The sequence below is a fragment of the Psychrobacter sp. SWN149 genome, from assembly GCF_015864565.1.
In the GTDB taxonomy this organism is placed as follows: domain Bacteria; phylum Pseudomonadota; class Gammaproteobacteria; order Pseudomonadales; family Moraxellaceae; genus Psychrobacter.
In genome coordinates, this window is record NZ_JADYWX010000003.1 from 249,977 (window position 1) to 267,744 (window position 17,768).

At 42.9% G+C, this 17,768-nt stretch carries 16 protein-coding genes; 9 read left to right on the forward strand and 7 right to left on the reverse strand.

The features are described from left to right. Positions 1 to 14 precede the first annotated feature (14 nt). From I6E86_RS06535 to I6E86_RS06545, 3 genes are all read left to right on the forward strand, one after another. Positions 15 to 1,190, forward strand: a complete 1,176-nt coding sequence (locus tag I6E86_RS06535) for a cation diffusion facilitator family transporter (RefSeq protein WP_227680572.1) — start codon at positions 15 to 17, stop codon at positions 1,188 to 1,190. Between the two features lie 163 nt (positions 1,191 to 1,353). After that, a complete protein-coding gene (locus tag I6E86_RS06540) occupies positions 1,354 to 2,067 on the forward strand; it encodes a hypothetical protein (protein WP_197176316.1) in 714 nt (237 codons plus the stop codon). Between the two features lie 90 nt (positions 2,068 to 2,157). After that, positions 2,158 to 4,044, forward strand: a complete 1,887-nt coding sequence (locus tag I6E86_RS06545; protein ID WP_197176320.1) for a monovalent cation:proton antiporter-2 (CPA2) family protein — start codon at positions 2,158 to 2,160, stop codon at positions 4,042 to 4,044. Positions 4,045 to 4,117: 73 nt separating this feature from the next. On the opposite strand, the gene I6E86_RS06550 is transcribed toward I6E86_RS06545, so the two are convergent. Beyond that, a complete protein-coding gene (locus I6E86_RS06550; protein ID WP_197176322.1) occupies positions 4,118 to 5,047 on the reverse strand; it encodes a DUF2628 domain-containing protein in 930 nt (309 codons plus the stop codon). A 301-nt stretch (positions 5,048 to 5,348) separates the two neighbouring features. On the opposite strand from I6E86_RS06550, the gene trmB reads away from it, so the two are divergent. The 4 genes from trmB (at position 5,349) to I6E86_RS06570 (ending at position 10,215) form a co-directional block, all read left to right on the forward strand. Next, positions 5,349 to 6,188, forward strand: a complete 840-nt coding sequence (gene trmB / locus I6E86_RS06555; protein ID WP_197176324.1) for a tRNA (guanosine(46)-N7)-methyltransferase TrmB — start codon at positions 5,349 to 5,351, stop codon at positions 6,186 to 6,188. A gap of 1,045 nt (positions 6,189 to 7,233) precedes the next feature. Further along, positions 7,234 to 8,292 carry a recombinase RecA gene (gene recA, locus I6E86_RS06560; RefSeq protein WP_194364715.1) on the forward strand — a complete coding sequence of 353 codons (1,059 nt, stop codon included), beginning with the start codon at positions 7,234 to 7,236 and terminating at the stop codon, positions 8,290 to 8,292. Between the two features lie 36 nt (positions 8,293 to 8,328). Next, positions 8,329 to 9,498: a regulatory protein RecX gene (locus tag I6E86_RS06565; protein ID WP_197176326.1), complete on the forward strand. Its 1,170-nt coding sequence runs from the start codon at positions 8,329 to 8,331 to the stop codon at positions 9,496 to 9,498. Between the two features lie 93 nt (positions 9,499 to 9,591). Continuing rightward, positions 9,592 to 10,215 carry a hypothetical protein gene (locus tag I6E86_RS06570; RefSeq protein WP_197176328.1) on the forward strand — a complete coding sequence of 208 codons (624 nt, stop codon included), beginning with the start codon at positions 9,592 to 9,594 and terminating at the stop codon, positions 10,213 to 10,215. A 100-nt stretch (positions 10,216 to 10,315) separates the two neighbouring features. Here I6E86_RS06570 and I6E86_RS06575 read toward each other — a convergent pair whose 3' ends face one another. The 6 genes from I6E86_RS06575 to I6E86_RS06600 all read right to left on the reverse strand — a co-directional run bounded on the left by I6E86_RS06575 (position 10,316) and on the right by I6E86_RS06600 (position 16,171). Continuing rightward, entirely contained in the window at positions 10,316 to 11,044 is a 729-nt protein-coding gene (locus I6E86_RS06575) for a YidB family protein (protein ID WP_197176330.1), read from the reverse strand. A 221-nt stretch (positions 11,045 to 11,265) separates the two neighbouring features. Next, the gene (locus tag I6E86_RS06580) at positions 11,266 to 11,715 is read right to left on the reverse strand and encodes a hypothetical protein (RefSeq protein WP_197176332.1); all 450 of its coding nucleotides are present in this window, start codon (positions 11,713 to 11,715) and stop codon (positions 11,266 to 11,268) included. A gap of 28 nt (positions 11,716 to 11,743) precedes the next feature. Continuing rightward, positions 11,744 to 12,019, reverse strand: a complete 276-nt coding sequence (locus I6E86_RS06585; RefSeq protein ID WP_194364706.1) for a succinate dehydrogenase assembly factor 2 — start codon at positions 12,017 to 12,019, stop codon at positions 11,744 to 11,746. A 162-nt stretch (positions 12,020 to 12,181) separates the two neighbouring features. Next, entirely contained in the window at positions 12,182 to 13,078 is an 897-nt protein-coding gene (gene folP, locus I6E86_RS06590; RefSeq protein ID WP_197176334.1) for a dihydropteroate synthase, read from the reverse strand. Between the two features lie 164 nt (positions 13,079 to 13,242). Then, positions 13,243 to 15,138: an ATP-dependent zinc metalloprotease FtsH gene (ftsH, locus tag I6E86_RS06595; protein ID WP_320158523.1), complete on the reverse strand. Its 1,896-nt coding sequence runs from the start codon at positions 15,136 to 15,138 to the stop codon at positions 13,243 to 13,245. A 400-nt stretch (positions 15,139 to 15,538) separates the two neighbouring features. Then, positions 15,539 to 16,171 carry an RlmE family RNA methyltransferase gene (locus I6E86_RS06600; protein WP_197176336.1) on the reverse strand — a complete coding sequence of 211 codons (633 nt, stop codon included), beginning with the start codon at positions 16,169 to 16,171 and terminating at the stop codon, positions 15,539 to 15,541. A gap of 333 nt (positions 16,172 to 16,504) precedes the next feature. Here I6E86_RS06600 and I6E86_RS06605 point away from each other — a divergent pair, with 333 nt between their 5' ends. Continuing rightward, entirely contained in the window at positions 16,505 to 16,816 is a 312-nt protein-coding gene (locus I6E86_RS06605) for a YhbY family RNA-binding protein (RefSeq protein ID WP_194364699.1), read from the forward strand. Between the two features lie 223 nt (positions 16,817 to 17,039). After that, positions 17,040 to 17,768, forward strand: coding sequence for a hypothetical protein (locus tag I6E86_RS06610; protein WP_197176338.1), 729 nt, complete (start codon positions 17,040 to 17,042; stop codon positions 17,766 to 17,768).

A 17,768-nucleotide genomic window follows, 5' to 3' on the forward strand; every position in this document is an offset into this window, starting at 1 on the left:
ACTTGAGTGTCGTTATGAATCGAAAAAACTCAAACGCCAAAGCGCATTCTCATACTCATCAGAATAAGGGCACTGCTATGCCTGAACATCTAAAAGATAATACTGAGCATCATTACACCCCTAATGCTCAAGACAACCACGACAATCACGATGAGCATTTAGAGCAGACGATAGCAGCGCAAGATACCAGAGGGTATCAACGCACCTTACTATTTAGCTTCGTCATCATCACAGGTTATATGTTCATCGAGGCGATTGGTGGCTGGCTAACAGGAAGCTTGGCACTGCTGTCAGATGCAGGACATATGCTCAGCGATGCGATAGCGCTTGGCGCAACTCTCATTGCATTTAAAATTGGCGAAAAAGCCGCCACCCATCAGAAAACCTTTGGCTACAAGCGTTTTGAGATACTGGTCGCTATGCTCAATGGTGCGACACTTGTCATTATCGCTCTGATGATTTTTTATGAAGCGATCAAACGCTTCAACGCGCCGCCAGACATTGCGACCCAAGGTATGCTAATCGTTGCCACTGTCGGCATGTTGGTTAATATCTTGGTCGCATGGCTTATGCACCGAGGCAGCAAAGACGGAGAGTCACACGAGCACAGTGATGGTACGGATGATGCCAAATCTGTCAAGAATAAAGAGCCTGTCAATCTCAATATGCAAAGTGCTTACTTGCATGTATTGAGTGACTTATTAGGTTCTGTTGCTGCCATTATCGCAGCTTTACTGATGATAGGGTTTGGTTGGGTATGGGCAGATGCATCAGCCTCTGTCATCGTTGCCGTGCTTATTTTAGTTAGCGGCTACCGTGTCGTACGTGATTCTGTGCATATATTGATGGAAGGCACGCCTGCCAATCTATCGCTAGTCGATGTGGAGCAAAAATTACTCGAAGACTCTCAAGTACAAAAAGTACATGACCTCCATGTCTGGAGTATTACTAGCGGACTCAATGCCCTCTCTTGTCACGTGGTAGTGGATGGTGAAATGAGTATTCATGAGTCAAGTATTCTGATTACCAATCTTGAAAAAAGCCTATTAAAATTAGGCATTCATCATGCCACCATCCAAGTTGAAAGCTCATCGCATCCACAAAACAACCTTCATAGCGATACTTTAGTTTGTGACATATCAGAGCGCCCAACAAAAACAGCAGGTGGCCATATGGGGCACTCACATTAAGCAGATATTGCAGTGCCTATTTGTCAATTATCAAACACGCCCTAAACACGAACGCTGTTCTAGCATGTTAAAATATCGAAAAAGTCAGCGCGACTGGCATATTGTCACGATAATTGCTGTATATTTAAATAACTTATTAACGTTTACTTAATGAATTCCTACTATGTCTAGACGCTCAGCTCCCTTTGTTGCCCCCAGCCATATTGATGGTAACGATGACCCTACGTCGACAGCTGGCAAAAAATATGCCAAAGCGTTGCTATCAACCTTGCAAGAAGACATTGCCAATTTTCGTAATGAGCAATTCCCGCCTGATATCCTACGGCAGGTTCGCGATATGCCAATCTATGAGGGCAATCTGGCTGAAGTGCAGACCTATCAGCAGCAGTGGAATAGCCTGCTTGAGCGTGCAAACACCTTTTACCCAGCGGCCAATCTGCCACCTGAGTATCTACCACTGCCAGCCAGCCTAGAGATACCACAGTTTATCTATCATGTTCAGCGTTTGCATCTGACAAAAACGCACGCCAAAGAATCCAAAAGCTTTGGCTCAGTAGGTGCATTGACTGATAAGTGTGGCCACTATACTGATGACGAGATTGCGCGCATGACAGCGGTACTCGATAACGATGATGAGGCGCGTTTGGTGGCTCATCGTGAGTTTATCGATTTGCGTGCTTACGTTTTTTGTCGTGATACTAAGGGTGAGATGTTAGAGCCTGAGCGCGTACGTTTCTATCGTACTGGACTCATCGTACATGCGCTGCCTGACTTTAAGATTGTCGATAGCAGGCAGACACCGCGTAAACGTCGTAATGACGCCTATAACAACCCACTTGCGGACAATGGTGTTTGGAAAATTTATCGCAAAAAATAATAACTATTAGCACGATATTTTTCAGACCTACTGTTTTTAGTACTCTCTATTTTATATTGTTTACTTTATTTCAATTTTTAAGGAGCCCAAATGTTTGCTGCTGCCGCTGGCTCACCAAATCTCATGTTGCAAGCCACTATCTTTTTGGGAGCAGCGCTGCTCTTCGTCCCCCTTGGCAAACGCTTTGGTATTGCAACCGTCTTGGGCTATCTCATCACCGGCCTCATATTGGGTCCAAGTGGATTGGATGTGGCAGGCGACGCAGAGAGCCTATTGCATTTTTCAGAGTTTGGCGTGGTCATGCTGCTGTTCATTATCGGGCTTGAACTGCAACCTTCACGGCTTTGGGCGCTGCGCCGCTCTATATTTGTATTGGGCGGTTTGCAAGTTGGTCTGACTGGTACGCTGCTCATGTGGCTGTTGCATCAGTTTTTCTCCTTACAACTAGATACCGCTTTTATCGTGGGTTTTGGTTTGGCGCTCTCCTCTACTGCGTTTGTGCTACAGATACTGACCGAAAAACAGCAGCTTTCAAGCACGCATGGTCGAGAAGCATTTACTATCCTGTTATTTCAAGATATTGCCGTTATTCCTTTACTGGCCGTCATTCCGTTCTTGTCAGGGGTGCGTGAACAAAGCTACGATTTGATTTATTTTGGTAAAGTATTTGCCGTTTTTGCTGGACTTATTTTTGCCAGTCGCTACGTGGTTAGGCCGTTCTTTAAGTTTGTGGCTTCAAGTGGTGCGTCAGAGTTGCTGACCGCCGTGGCGCTATTTATCGTGATGGGTGTATCTATCTTGATGGGGCAAATCGGTCTATCGATGGCATTAGGCGCATTCTTAACAGGTGTATTGTTAGCAGATTCCGAGTATCGCCACGAGTTAGAAGCCAGTATCGAGCCATTTAAAGGCTTACTATTAGGTCTATTCTTTATGTCGGTCGGTATGCTCACTGACGTCAAACTCATTTTGGCAGAGCCCATCTTTATTATTGGCTGCGCCCTCGCCTTGATGTTTATCAAGTTTGCAGTGATTGCAGGTATCGCAAAAGTATCAGGCAATCGCTGGCCGACCAGTATCAGATTGGGCGTAACCTTAGCCCAAGGTGGTGAGTTTGCCTTTGTCCTATTCAGTGTCGCCACTGCCCAAAATGTCTTACGTCCTGAGCTTGCCAATACCCTTAACTTAGTCGTTACCATCTCGATGGCACTGACACCACTAGCATTCTTGTTGCTAGAAAAAGTGGGTGAGCCGTTATTTGCTAAGAGCAAACCGAGCCGAGAATACGATACAATTCCCGACCACGAGCATCAGGTGATTATCGCGGGCTTTGGCCGTGTCGGTCAGATTATCGGCCGTGTACTGCGCATGCATAATATCGAATTTACCGCCATCGAACGCTCTGCAAACCGAGTAGATTTTGTACGTAAATTTGGTAACCAAGTCTATTATGGCGATCCGAAAAACCCTGAGATTTTACGAGCGGCAGGCATTCAGAAGGCACGGGTGTTTATTCTCGCCATCGATGATTTAGAGCGCTCCATCACTACTGCTCAGTACTTACGTAAAAACTATCCTGAGTTGATTGTATTGGCAAGAGCACGGGATCGTCAACATTACTATCGTCTGCGCGAAGTTGGGGTCCGTCATATTTGGCGTGAGACGTATTTGTCCTCTTTAGATATGTCACGTGAGTCGCTACAACTGCTCGGTATCTCTCCTGAAAAAGCACGCGAAACGGTGCAAACTTTCCGTGATTATGATGATGATTTGATCGAGCGTCAGCAAGCTATTTATGATGACGAAGCCAGTATGATTGAGTCCGCACAGTCCGCGATGGCAGAGCTTGAAAGCTTGTTTGACGAGGATATTGGTAAGGCACGTAAAATGGATTTGACCGATTTTTATGAGGCATTAAAGAGTCAGGCAACACCAGTGGATGAGCCTGATAGCACCGCAAAAGATGCTAAACATTAGGGCATGTCCTCAATTCAAACGATAGTCCTTTAACTGAGGACACGCCCTAGCAAAAAATAAGTAGCTACAGCCCTCAGTCAGCGATACAGTTTGGGGGCGCTTGTTTCTTGTTCAGCGAGCTTGTACAGCGCCAGTCATCACTGTCTGGAATGTGATAAAAAACAAGCGTCTGATCGTTTAGATAACGTATGGGGAACGTCACATTTTGAATCGTTGCCACCACCGCACAGTCGGTGTTGACCACCCCAGCAGCTTGGGTATCGACATACATACGTAGTTGCTGCTGTTCGGTACTAAGGGGTAGATTTACTGGGCACTGCCCTGTCTGCTGATAGATGAGTACCACTCGGTTTTGTGCGTTTTTGGCAATATCATAAGTATCGAACAGTACTGCATTTTCTTTTGGCTTGGCAATGATAGGTAAAAACTGCACCTTGATGACCAATAGCGAAAAAGCAAAGAGTCCAAACCCTAATGCCAATCCAAATAAGCTGACGCCGCCCTCTCTTTGCAGATGCGACTTCTGTTTTGCCTCGTCTCGCGGATGGTCATTGATAGCATCAGCGATCTCACGTCGCGCCATTCGATAATAATACGCATCCGTCCAGCGTGCCACCATAGCAGACCAAAATAGCCAAATCATAGCAGCGATGCCGATACGGGTGGCCATCTGATAAGCATCTGGCACATAGGACATCGCGACAAACTCAAAAGCTACGAGCACCAGCGCGATATTTAGCTGGATGAATGACCACCCTGCGACACTATAGACAATGGCATCCATATAGCGCTTGCGGTATAACAACCAAGGAAAAGTGATAAAAAATGCTGCCCAGTGCCATTTCGGTGATAGGTATCCCTGCCGATCAAACTGCTCAAAGCGTTTAAGATAATAACGTTGGGTACGATTACCGATGAACCATTCATCCAGCTGCTGACGCTTGGCAGGCGTTAATGATTCTTGATAAAAAGGTGGCGGTGAGTCCGTCTCAATAAATAGCATGGCAATACGCTCTACTGATTCTTAAAAAAGTATCTATAAACTATAGTTAATTCAGTTTAAAAGAGGGTCAAGGCAACCGAGCACAGACGCATATGTGATACGTCAAGTGAGGTTAAAACTGTCACTCATTTATAGAGGATTGACTATATCGTTATATGATAACGCCAAAACTCATGTGTAGTATACAGAAACCATCACACTAACCAGCAAACACGCTAAAAGCGGATTGTACATTCACAGTTGTATGGATTTAACTTATAATAAGCAAACATCACTCACCTAATTAAGCCTTACGAATCCTATGAGTCAACCTACTGATATCAATGACAGCATCAATAGTACTAACACTACTGATGAGCACACTCTCAATAGCGCTAATGAGCCTATCGATACGGACACCAGCGAGAGCCAAGAGATAGAGCCTAACTCTGACAAGCACATTCGCATCGTCAATACGTTTATGAAGCGCCGTACACACATGAACAAAAACGCTGAGCTGGCACTGACTGCGCCAGAGTTCTCTGAGTATCTGGTCAATAATAGTTTCGGTGATGGCGACCTTAGTGGTATTGACGATCTGCGCGTACTGTTCGCTGATAGCCCTAACGGCTCTGAGGCCCCACTTACTTTAGAGATTGGTTTTGGCTTAGGCGTTTCATTTATTGAGATGGCAGCCGCTGAGCCTAGCCGTAACTTTGTCGGGGTCGAAGTGCATGAACCTGGTATTGGCAAATGCGCTTATATGGCGGGTACACAAGAATTAAGCAATGTCAAAATCATCAATGGTGATGCCATTCAATTGCTCAAACAATTGCCAGAAAACCATATTGACCGTATTCAGCTTTATTTCCCTGATCCATGGCAGAAAAAACGTCACTACAAACGTCGCTTTGTCAGTCCTGAGCGTATGACTATCTTGACGCGTAGTCTAAAACAAGGCGGTTGGTTCCATGCGGCGACTGACTGGGAGCATTATGCATTTTGGATGGTTGACGTATTAGATAGTTTTGCTGGATTGACCAACAAAGCGGGCGCTGGCAATTTCACTGACCGTCCTGACTTTCGTCCAATGACTAAGTTTGAGCGTCGTGGTCTCGACCGTGGTCATGGCGTTTGGGACTTAATCTATATTAAAGACTGATAGAGACTCTTTAACTCTCGATAATTTTGATAAAGCGGCTATCTGATATAGCCGCTTTTTTGTGCTTATTTTTTATATCTATATATAGTCTTGCTATTGCACCTATTAATATGCTTAACGAGATTTTAATCACCATTCTGTGGTCATACCCCTGACTTTAAAGGTCTATAGTATGGTAATACGTGGAATAGTCTAAATTATCATTATGTGAAACATCGCTCTCATAGCCGCATTTATTGATTAAATATTGTCTTTATCAGTATTAAACACACAGTATGAGAGGCTTCTAGTATATCGCTTGTCCGCGCAAACATAGGTACTATAAGGGCTTGCAGAGTTCTCCCCATAAGCTGTGGATAACCCTGTGTATAAGTCAGCACTTGACAACTATATGACTAGGTAACTTAAAGGTTAAGGTAAAATCGTTCATTTTTTGTACAATTTAAAAAACCTTCAAAATCAATTACTTACCTTAAATACATAACCATAAGAAATTATTTTAAATATTTTTTAAAATAATTTGGGTATCGATAATGTTTCACAAACCATAAAATTAAACACATTATTTGTTGTGGACAACTCCTGAATCTATTGACAAACGTAGTCATTATCAGGTCTTAAATCATATCCACATTAGTCGCCATCTTTGTAAATTTCAGCTTTATATCATACGACATCTAGTGTCGCTTAGTGTGTTTATGACCCTAATTTAACACTTAGATTTTGTTATAATTACTCTATCAAATCAGCCATCTTAATAAGCCGTGCTAAATAACTAGCACCCATAATATGACCTGAGAAACCTATCACTATAGCTAATAACGAACTTATTTTTACTGCTCTCGCTATTTAATTTTACTGTATAGTAAAGCGATATCTTCGATACTACTACCGATACCCTTTATGTGACAACCTATTTTTAAATAAAATAGTCAAACAAGAATTATCTGCTTAATAACAGTCAATATGCGTTTGCCAAAAACTCCAACGTTATAAATATTGTACTTGTAGCATCAATTTAATCATCATAATCAAGGAATCCAATATGGACGACAACAAAGCCAAAGCCCTCAAAGCGGCACTAGGCCAAATCGAAAAGCAGTTTGGTAAAAATACCATCATGCATCTAGGCGATGACTCGGCCATTATGGATGTCGATGTGGTCTCTACAGGCTCTCTTGGGTTGGACATTGCGCTTGGTATTGGCGGTCTACCAAAGGGCCGTATCGTTGAAATTTATGGCCCAGAGAGCTCAGGTAAGACGACGATGACTCTGCAAGCCATTGCAGAATGCCAAAAGCAAGGCGGTACCTGTGCTTTTATCGATGCTGAGCATGCACTTGATCCAGTCTATGCACGCAAACTGGGTGTAAATACTGATGAGCTACTACTCTCACAGCCTGACAACGGTGAACAAGCGCTAGAAATCACCGATATGTTGGTACGCTCAGGTGCTATCGATATGATCGTCATTGACTCAGTCGCTGCTTTGACACCGCGTGCTGAGATTGAGGGTGAGATGGGTGACTCTCATATGGGTCTACAAGCACGTCTGATGAGCCAAGCATTGCGTAAAATCACAGGTAATGCCAAACGCTCTAACTGTATGGTGGTGTTTATTAACCAAATCCGTATGAAAATCGGTGTTATGTTCGGTAGTCCTGAAACCACCACTGGTGGTAATGCGCTGAAGTTCTATGCCTCGGTACGTATGGATATTCGCCGTATCGGTGCGGTCAAAAACGGTGATGAAATCATCGGTAACCAAACCCGTGTTAAAGTCATCAAAAATAAAATGGCACCACCTTTCCGCCAAGCTGAGTTCGAAATTACTTATGGTGAAGGTACTAACCATTTAGCCGAAGTTATCGACTTAGGCGTTGAGATTGGAGCCGTTGGCAAAGCAGGCTCTTGGTACAGCTATGGCGACGAAAAAATCGGTCAAGGTAAAGCCAATTCAGTGCTGTTCTTAAAAGAGAACCCTGCTATTGCTCAAGAAATCGAAGATAAGATTCGTGACGAAAAGCTCGGGTCTAAAAAAGAAGCCAAAGCTGAAGAAAAAGAAGTGGCTAATAAAGGCACAGCACCTGAACCGGTACAATAATGGGTTTATCATTCATATTTGCAATCATGACTTATAATGGAAATTAAAACGTTGGCTGAAATACTGGCTGAGTCGGAATCCGACTCAGCCAGTATTGCTGATGCCAAACCAAAAAAAATCTATAAACACTCATATAAAGACACATCAAAAAAGCCCAGAAAAACTGGCAAACGCTTTATACCTTCAGATAGAAGCCACTTAAAAACCAATACATCAGAAATCAGTTCATCAGAGAATCATAGACCAACAAATAATCGTTCGCCACATAGCGACTCAGCTACTAGTGGTGCTATAACTGATATAGAGTCGACTGACTCACCCTCCTCTGTTAACTCAAAAAAAAACAAACCCAAAAAGCGTCAGAAACGTGAAAAACGTTTTCATCCAGCGGCCAATTTCAAACCTGAACCTAGCGATGTGCCTGCTTATGAGCAACCAAGAGCACAGAGCATTAAAGAGATGCTCGCAGAGGTAAAGCACAATGTTCATCATAATGAAGACGATAGAAGCGCTACTACTGACGATAATATTGAGCATTATACTGAGACGTCAGAACCAATATCTGCGCCAATGACATCCAGTGATCATGCACAAAACAACCAAACTGACAACCTTCCTGCTGCCCTTAAAGCTTATCTACGCACGCCTGAACAAAGACAAGCTGAGGTAGATGCTATCAAGGCCGAAAGCCGATTACGGTGGTTGGCTTTTTATTATTTATCACGCCGCGAATATGGCAAAGCAGAGCTCAAGCAAAAGCTCATTGATAAAGAGCAAGATCCAGATAAAGTTGATGCGCTGCTCGATGAGTTTGAAGAAAAAGGCTATCAAAGTGATTACCGAACGACTTTGATGCTCATACGTGAAAATATCCGCAAAGGCCGTGGACGCGGACGTATCAAGCAAGAGTTCTATCGCAAAAAGGTTGCCATGCCCAGTAATGTTGATGAGCTGATTGATATGGCAAATGCAGAGTCTGATGAATTTAGCGAGTTTGTAGATGATAGTGCAGACAATCTGGTCGATGGCGTAGACTGGCTAAAATTGGCTGTGGTAGCACGCACTAAGAAGTACGGCGATGGCATACCTATCGAACAAAAAGACAAAGCACGCCAGTTACGGTTTTTGCAATATAGAGGGTTTAATACGGACATCTGTTTTGCCGCGCTTAACTACACACCAGAGACGTTAGATGAGCGATTTTAAGGCCTTACTGTCGCTGCCAATATCAAGACGTTTGAAATAAACGCTTACTGTTCCTTGTTTAGTGATAAATACAATAATATCAACGAGGTTAATTTGAATAAACAACAGTATATTAGGTTATCAATAGTCTTAGCAATTCCAGCTCTAGTTATTAGTTTTTGGCTACCGCAACAGGACTTTGATAATCCAAGGAAGCAACTTGTACAATGTAGTATAAGTAGAGGTGATTGCTACCTTATGCGATTAACAACTAGTGGACTTAATGATGTAGTTAAAGATAAATTCTTTATAAGATACAACGCCTTATCCTCAGATCACACTTTAGGGTTATATGACCTTGATGTTCCAATTAATGTCTATTTTGAGAATATTGATAACGGTGCGATGCTAGATGTGAGCAGTTTAGTAAATGGTAAAACATTAGAAATGAATGGTTGTATTTTGGAAGAAAGAGACCTTGTATGTGAAACCCCTCTTCTTTCCTTCATTACCTCAAATGGGCGAATGGAGTTTATTAATTCAGAAGATGAAGCAACGTTCAATAATGTTATTAAAAAAGGTGAGACATATTTTGAAGATGATACTCTAATTCTAATTGCTATGGGTCTCGGTTATTTTCTAGCTGTTGCTGTTCCTTATCTTATTTTCTCATGGTTAGTACACTTCATAATATACGGAGCTAAAATAGGTTCGCAGAAAAAGAGACCCTATCAATAGATTATACTATTGCGACAAATATAAAAAAGAGCACGTTACTTAATGTGCTCCTTAGTTAATACTTGCAGTCATTCCAGCTTAACTCATCTAAAATACTGAATTACTTTAAAGTATCAAGACGGCTAGACAGCTGATTAATAATGTCATCAATCTCTGTATTGGCCTCATTCTCATCATCTAGATTGCCATGAGGAGTTAATTGATTCATCACCTCAGGTAAAAGCTCAGCAAGTCCTTGACGTACTTCCGTCTCATTAGCACCAGTATGCGCTGCCACTTGCTGAATTTCGCTTTCGTCAAATAGACGGCTTATCTCGTTTGGATCTAAATTGTCGTTGGCCTCATCGCTACTCATCCAAGAGCGTGCTTTGTCGCCATGACCCATGCCAGTAATTTTCGATAATGCACTGCTTAGGCCGCCATTGCGTTTGATCCAGCTCAGTACCATCGGCATCAATGCAGCGATTAGCATGCCTTTACCACCGAAACTACTACCAGCACGCTGACCACCTAATACACTGCCTAAGATGTCTCCCAGGCCGCCAGTGCCTGAGCTCACGCCCCCACGTTGATTGCCACCTGTAAGACCACCGCCTGTCAACCCACCAATGATATCATCCAAGCCAAACCCATTATCTGCTTGACGGTTCTGTTGCTGTGGATTATAACCACCTGCCTGACCATTGCCGCCCAATACGCTACCTAATATATCCCCTAGTCCACCCGTCTGCCGTGTGTCGGTACGTTGATTGACTGGATTACGCTGAGCGTCCTCTGGATTCATTGCGCTACGTGCGACCTGACTGATTAAATTCCCTAATAAGCTCATAGTCTATTCCTATTGTTGTCATCTTATTCATTATGAATAACGACTGTCTTATCCTGAAAACACCCCTCTAAACAATAAACTTGCAGAATAAGACCTCGTAATAGCATCCATTAATATAGCAAATTTTTGTCATCATCAAGATACCTATTTTGTTGAGACATGTAGGTATTCGTAAGCCTTTTTACAAAGGCAAAACCAAGAACCGTACTTTTCTCTTACACCTAATGATTCATCATATTGGCCAAAATACTCAACTCTCGCCATTGCTCAGCGCTCACTTGATCGCGAAAGACCGTTGCTGATAAGGAACGATGGTAAGGCTCAATCACATTGAACTCAAAGTGTATGGCCCATTGGTATCGGTGGACAGCCTTCAAATGAGCTTGCCACAATTGCTCACCGCGACCCAGCCGCATCAACAATTGCCACTGTTTATCCACGCGTTGGTTAAGTGGTGGTTGGCTCAGATGCAATAGACTCGGTCGTGACATCGCTACATAAATATCAGTGGCCACCAAGACGACTAAGATCAGTCCATACTGCCACAAAGCTAAAGAGGCAAAATATGCCAATATCAGCATAGCACTCATCACACTAATATATAGCAACACGCGTATATAGCTCATAGACTGAATGGCCGTATCAATACGCAAAGAAGTTAATAGTGCCATATATGAATACCAAAATAAGCGTTAGAGACTAGGCCAAATCTTTGGTATGACGCCATGTCTTTATCTTATTGACCAACGCCCATATAGCCTCTGATTCTGGACGATTTTGATTGGTAAAATAATCCAATAAATCAGGATCCTCATGAGTGAGCATTTCAGCAAAGGCCGCTTGCTCTTCAGCGCTTGCTGTCAGATACAGCTCTTTAATATAAGGATCAATATAAAAATCTAACTCTTTTAGTCCGCGACGTGCTTGATAAATAATACGGCGCTGCTCATTGGTTGGTTCTGGCTGAATGGTCATAATGCTACCTTTATTGATTAAGAGGGTTTTTCATATTATAGGTATAGCCGAAGAAATCTAAAATGGGGTCAAGTCAGCCGACTGAAGACTGTACAAATAGTACATCTAGGGAGAGTAACGCTGTAGCCGTTTATTAGTTCTCTGACTATAGTGTGTGTGCGCCTAACACTGGTTATATTCAGACAGCTGATGCCATAACGCAACTGCTTGCTGCATCATCGCCACATTATGCGTACGTATGATACTGGCGCCCTGCTGTAGTGCAAACAACCCGGCAGCAGTACCCACTGCATCTCGCTCTACTGCTTGCGTTATCTTCACCGTTTGTACGCCACTATTGGTCAATACTTCTGCTAAAAAACGCTTACGTGAAATACCAAACATCAAGGGTAAATCCAATGCTTGTAACTTATCAAACTGACTTAATAGGGCACAATGATGCTCATGGTTTTTTGCAAAACCAAAGCCTGGGTCTAGAATTATTTTATCTCGTTTAACACCAAGCTGCGTTACTTCCTCAATACGCGTCGTCAACTCTGTGATCACGTCATTAACCACATCCTCATACTGAGCCAGATTGTTCATCGTGGTTGGCTCACCGCGCATGTGCATCAGCATGACTGGTATGTCCAACCTAGCAGCCAATTCTGCTGCACCCGTACGTTTTAGTGCTCGAACATCATTCCAAATATCAGCACCTGCATCAAATGCTGCCTGCATGACCTCTGGATTGCTGGTATCAATAGATAACCAGATATCATCACCGCAATGCTGACGTATGGCTTGTACGACTGGCACCACACGCTGTAACTCTTCGGCAGTCGCCACAGTATCAGCGTTTGGGCGAGTAGATTCACCGCCAATATCAATAATAGTGGCGCCTTCATTTATCATTTGCTGACAATGAGCGACCGCTTTATCCACTTCGCTAAATTGCCCACCATCTGAAAACGAGTCAGGTGTCACATTAAGAATGCCCATGATATGCGGCTGAGATAAATCCAAGGTTTTATCACGGCTAGATATTTTATAATTGGGTAAAGGTTGAAATAATGACATGAGCAATCCATCATAATTAAAATTTGTAATATAGCGTTTATTCTTATTGTCTATGCTTATGATACCAGTAAATCTTAGGCTATCCTAAGCCCTGTATAAAATGATGACAATAAAAAAGCCCTTTATTATAAAGGGCTTCTTATTAAACATGAATCAGTTAGAGCCTACATCGCTGGTAATGGTGGCGGCGTAGTACCCGTTGTTTTGATGTCGTTTTTTGACAAATTAACTTCGTTATACTGATACACTCTTGGTGGACGCGGGGCCTCACCTGCTAGAATATCTTGCAATTGATCACGGTCAATGGTTTCCCATTTCATGAGAGCGTCAACCATGGCATGCATTTTCTCTTGATTACCTTCAATCAATTCACGAGCGATATCATACTGCTCCTCTAGCATGCGGCGTACTTCTTCATCGACCTTTTGCTGAGTGGCTTCAGAGATAGTACGACCACCTCCGCCGAAATACCCTTGAGAGTTGTCGTCATCTTCGTACACCATGATACCAAGTGCATCAGACATACCGTATTTCGTTACCATCGCCCGTGCCATTTTGGTAGCACGTTCAAAGTCGTTTGAAGCACCCGTCGACATTTGATTGATAAAGACTTCTTCGGCGATACGACCACCGAACAAAATAGCAATATCGCTCAGCATTTTCGACTTATACATACTGGTCTGGTCGTGTTCTGGTAGCTGCCAAGTCACACCGAGGGCAAAACCACGAGGCATAATAGTGACCTTATGTACAGGATCGGTACCTGGTAATAGCTCAGCTACTAACGCATGACCTGCTTCATGATACGCAGTCGCACGGCGTTCTTCTTCACGTATCACCATGGACTTACGTTCAGGACCCATATACAGCTTGTCTTTGGCATCTTCAAAGTCATTCATATCGACGCTGGTCTTGTTACGACGTGCTGCAAATAGTGCCGCTTCGTTTACAAGGTTAGCAAGCTGTGCACCACTGAAACCTGGTGTACCACGAGCAAGAGAACTTGCGTCTACACTGATCGTGTTTGGCAGTTTCTTCAAATGCACTTTTAAGATTTGCTCGCGACCTTTGATATCCGGCAAGCCTACTTGTACCTGACGGTCAAAACGACCTGGACGCAGTAATGCTTTATCAAGTACATCAGCACGGTTGGTTGCAGCAATAACGATAACGCCTTCATTGCCCTCAAACCCATCCATCTCAACCAATAACTGGTTCAGTGTCTGCTCGCGCTCGTCGTTGCCGCCGCCCATACCAGAGCCACGATGACGACCGACTGCATCAATCTCATCGATAAAGATGATACAAGGAGCACTTTTCTTCGCTTGTTCGAACATATCACGGACACGAGATGCACCGACACCGACAAACATCTCAACGAAATCAGAACCTGAGATAGAGAAGAACGGTACTTTAGCTTCACCAGCAATGGCTCTTGCTAGTAGCGTCTTACCCGTACCTGGCGGCCCTACCATCAAGATACCACGAGGAATCGTCGCACCGAGCTTAGTAAATTTATCAGGATCACGTAAGAACTCAACCACTTCAACCACTTCTTCTTTGGCTTCTTCACAACCAGCCACATCTTCAAAGTTCACGTTGATTTGGTCTTCGGTCAGCATTTTGGCTTTAGATTTACCAAAGCTCATAGGACCGCCGCCTTTGCCGCCAGCACCGCCTTGCATATTACGCATAAAGAATAAGAATAAACCAATAATCAGTAAGATTGGGAAACTGGCTATTAGTAATTGCATCAATACGCTTTGGCGCTTTGGTGCCGTTCCTTGAACTTCGACTTGGTTCTCACGTAGCATTGGCATTAACTGGTCATCGGACACAGCTGGTCTAATAGTCTCAAAAGATGAGCCATTTTTCTTTTCGCCGGTGATCTGTTCGCCGTCGATTTCGACACTGGCTACCTGACTCTCTGACACGGCGGTCACAAACTCAGAGTAGTTAAGGTTATCCGGCTCAGATGATTGATCAAAGCCGCTAAACACCAGTACCAAAACGCCGATTACCACCAGCCACAATAAGGTATTTTTTACCATGTCGCTCACTAGTTATTCCCATCCCTTACTTATTGGTGTGTTTACTAAACACGTGACGTCTATAAATGTATTGCTCATTTTTGGTGGATTTCCTAATATCAAAAACTTCTCGCTCAGACTTCTATGATCAACAGATAGCATAAAGGCTGTTTTTATAAGCAATCAGTATCAGATAAACACAAATCCATTGTTATTAAGCTGATAAAACATTTATTCCCAGACGACTTTGCCTAAAACGTATGCTAAAAACAAAGGTAATATACCATGATATGTGGTGCTAACCCGCATAATTCAAGCAGGTTTCACGATTATTCAGTTAACGATTGTAGTGGTTTTTATATTTTGATAATGACATTTTATGGTGACTCATTGTCTTACTTGCAATACCAACAACCCATTGATATTAAAACTATTTAATCGCTATCCAAAACATCTCTTTTGAGCGTGGTCGTGATGCACCTGGCTTGATACTACGAATCTTACTAAAATCCTGCTGCATCTGCTTGCGTAATTCTTGTGTACCCTCGCCTTGAAACACTTTCATAATAAGTGCGCCACCTTCTGGTAAGGTTGCAAGTGCAAATTCCACTGCCAACTCGCACAAGTACATCATACGCGGCTGATCGATAGCACTATTACCCGCAGTATTGGGTGCCATATCAGACAATACGACGTCGACTTGCCTATCACCTACTTCTGCCATGATGGCGTCAAACACTTCAGCTTCCCGAAAATCGCCTTGGATAAAGGTGACATCAGGTAAGGTATCCATCGGCAAAATATCAGAGGCAATCAAGATACCTTTTTCGCCGACCAGTTGACCTGCTACTTGTGACCAACTACCGGGTGCACTACCCAAATCGACAACCGTCATACCTTTTTTAATAAGACTGGTTTTTTCGTTGATTTCTAATAACTTATAAGCAGCACGGGCACGATAGCCATCTTGTTGAGCCTTTTTCACATAATGATCGTCAATGTGCTCTTTCATCCAAGCACTACTACTCTTTGACAGTTTGTTGTTTTCAATACGTGTGGCCAAAATACCTGCTCCTATTACTTTACAAAAACTACATACAATCTCTTCGATTACTTACGAATTGAACTCAATTATGTGGCGATTACTAGAGAGTGCCTTTAATAATGCTATTTATTCGTGATTGATCATTCAACTGACCAAATTCTCTTGGTTAAAACACTGTTTTATAAGGCAGTAGCGTTTATAATGTGACCAAACATTTAGTTTAACATTTTCGTCACGTAAAATCGTGCAAAATCCTGCTGATCTCATGCAAGATAGTCACAGATTATCTATAATGATCCATAACTGTTTTTGACAGCACCTTTTTTATTTTTACCAACACCTAGGAATTCTATGCAACTCGATAACGCTACCATCAAACGCCTAAGAGGCATCGGTCACGAGCTAAAGCCTATCGTTATGATTGGCAACAAAGGTATCACCCCGACTATTAGCGAAGAGATTGATCGCGCTCTATCAGATCATGAGCTTATTAAAGTAAAACTGCCTGCTGGCACAAAAGAAGAACGTGATGTTATTGGAGAGCAGCTTGCTAAAGCAGCCAAGGCATCTTTAGTTCATTCAATTGGCCGCATGGCATTGTTATTGCGTAAAAACCCAAATGCTAACCCTAAGCTTTCTAACCTATCTCGTCATGCACAGTAAATGTGAGGACAAGCTTGGTTTGAGCAATGAGATGCCGTATCCATTGATACAATAACCAAGTGATGACGACGGTAGAACATAAAAGCCGCGATGCATCTTGCTCGCGGCTTTTATGCTATTTAGAGTATGTTATTTATCTAAAATAGTGATTTAGCGAGACGTGTAACGCACTGTCTTTTACCCATTACGACTTTTTTATCTTGATTGTGGAGCTGGCTAAACCATGAAGCAGACCTTTGACCTCTGTCTGTCCACAGACAATATCGCAAACGATGTAAAGCAACTGGGCGTCAGCGTAGACGACTTAAAACATATTGGTATTAACGTCAGTGCTCAGGTTATCCAGCAGCCTGCATTGTGCTTGCAACTGACCTATCAAATCACTGTGCCCAACCAAATATTGGTACATAAGCTACATTGGCCAGTATGGCAGTCAAAGCGAGCGGGATTTTCTGATTACTTGTGGGAAGAGACTTGCCTAGAATGCTTCATTGCTGGTGATTCGCTGATTGACAGACACACGACAGAGATTCAGCAAACAGTCCCTTATATAGAAATCAATGCCAGCCCTGATGGTCGTTATGCGCTTTACAATTTTAAAAGCTATCGTAACCCTGCCACATTACCACCAATCCCCTTATATAAAGACGATGGATGCACACCTGTATCTATTGATTGGGTTGATCATACAGAACCGTTAATGATGTCATTCAAAGAGGCCTCAAATAACGCGTCGACCGTCATGAACGAGCATTGTGATTATGAGCGAATTTTTACTATACATTTGAATCAACTGTCCAATCAGCAATACGCCATCCAAAACCTGCCAATCGAGCAGATACATCCTTGTGTCATCTTACAATTTGGTGAGACTGCTTTGTATTTTGCCTCAAGTCATGCGTCACCAGCTGATTTTCATAATCGCCAGCACTGGTCTACATTTAGCCTTTAG

Excerpts from the sequence above, each read along its gene's own strand:
- I6E86_RS06535 (WP_227680572.1), top strand. The coding sequence starts at position 15 with ATGAATCGAAAAAACTCAAACGCCAAAGCGCATTCTCATACTCATCAG.
- I6E86_RS06540 (WP_197176316.1), top strand. The coding sequence starts at position 1,354 with ATGTCTAGACGCTCAGCTCCCTTTGTTGCCCCCAGCCATATTGATGGT.
- I6E86_RS06545 (WP_197176320.1), top strand. The coding sequence starts at position 2,158 with ATGTTTGCTGCTGCCGCTGGCTCACCAAATCTCATGTTGCAAGCCACT.
- I6E86_RS06550 (WP_197176322.1), bottom strand. The coding sequence starts at position 5,047 with ATGCTATTTATTGAGACGGACTCACCGCCACCTTTTTATCAAGAATCA.
- trmB (WP_197176324.1), top strand. The coding sequence starts at position 5,349 with ATGAGTCAACCTACTGATATCAATGACAGCATCAATAGTACTAACACT.
- recA (WP_194364715.1), top strand. The coding sequence starts at position 7,234 with ATGGACGACAACAAAGCCAAAGCCCTCAAAGCGGCACTAGGCCAAATC.
- I6E86_RS06565 (WP_197176326.1), top strand. The coding sequence starts at position 8,329 with ATGGAAATTAAAACGTTGGCTGAAATACTGGCTGAGTCGGAATCCGAC.
- I6E86_RS06575 (WP_197176330.1), bottom strand. The coding sequence starts at position 11,044 with ATGAGCTTATTAGGGAATTTAATCAGTCAGGTCGCACGTAGCGCAATG.
- I6E86_RS06580 (WP_197176332.1), bottom strand. The coding sequence starts at position 11,715 with ATGGCACTATTAACTTCTTTGCGTATTGATACGGCCATTCAGTCTATG.
- I6E86_RS06585 (WP_194364706.1), bottom strand. The coding sequence starts at position 12,019 with ATGACCATTCAGCCAGAACCAACCAATGAGCAGCGCCGTATTATTTAT.
- folP (WP_197176334.1), bottom strand. The coding sequence starts at position 13,078 with ATGTCATTATTTCAACCTTTACCCAATTATAAAATATCTAGCCGTGAT.
- I6E86_RS06605 (WP_194364699.1), top strand. The coding sequence starts at position 16,505 with ATGCAACTCGATAACGCTACCATCAAACGCCTAAGAGGCATCGGTCAC.
- I6E86_RS06610 (WP_197176338.1), top strand. The coding sequence starts at position 17,040 with ATGAAGCAGACCTTTGACCTCTGTCTGTCCACAGACAATATCGCAAAC.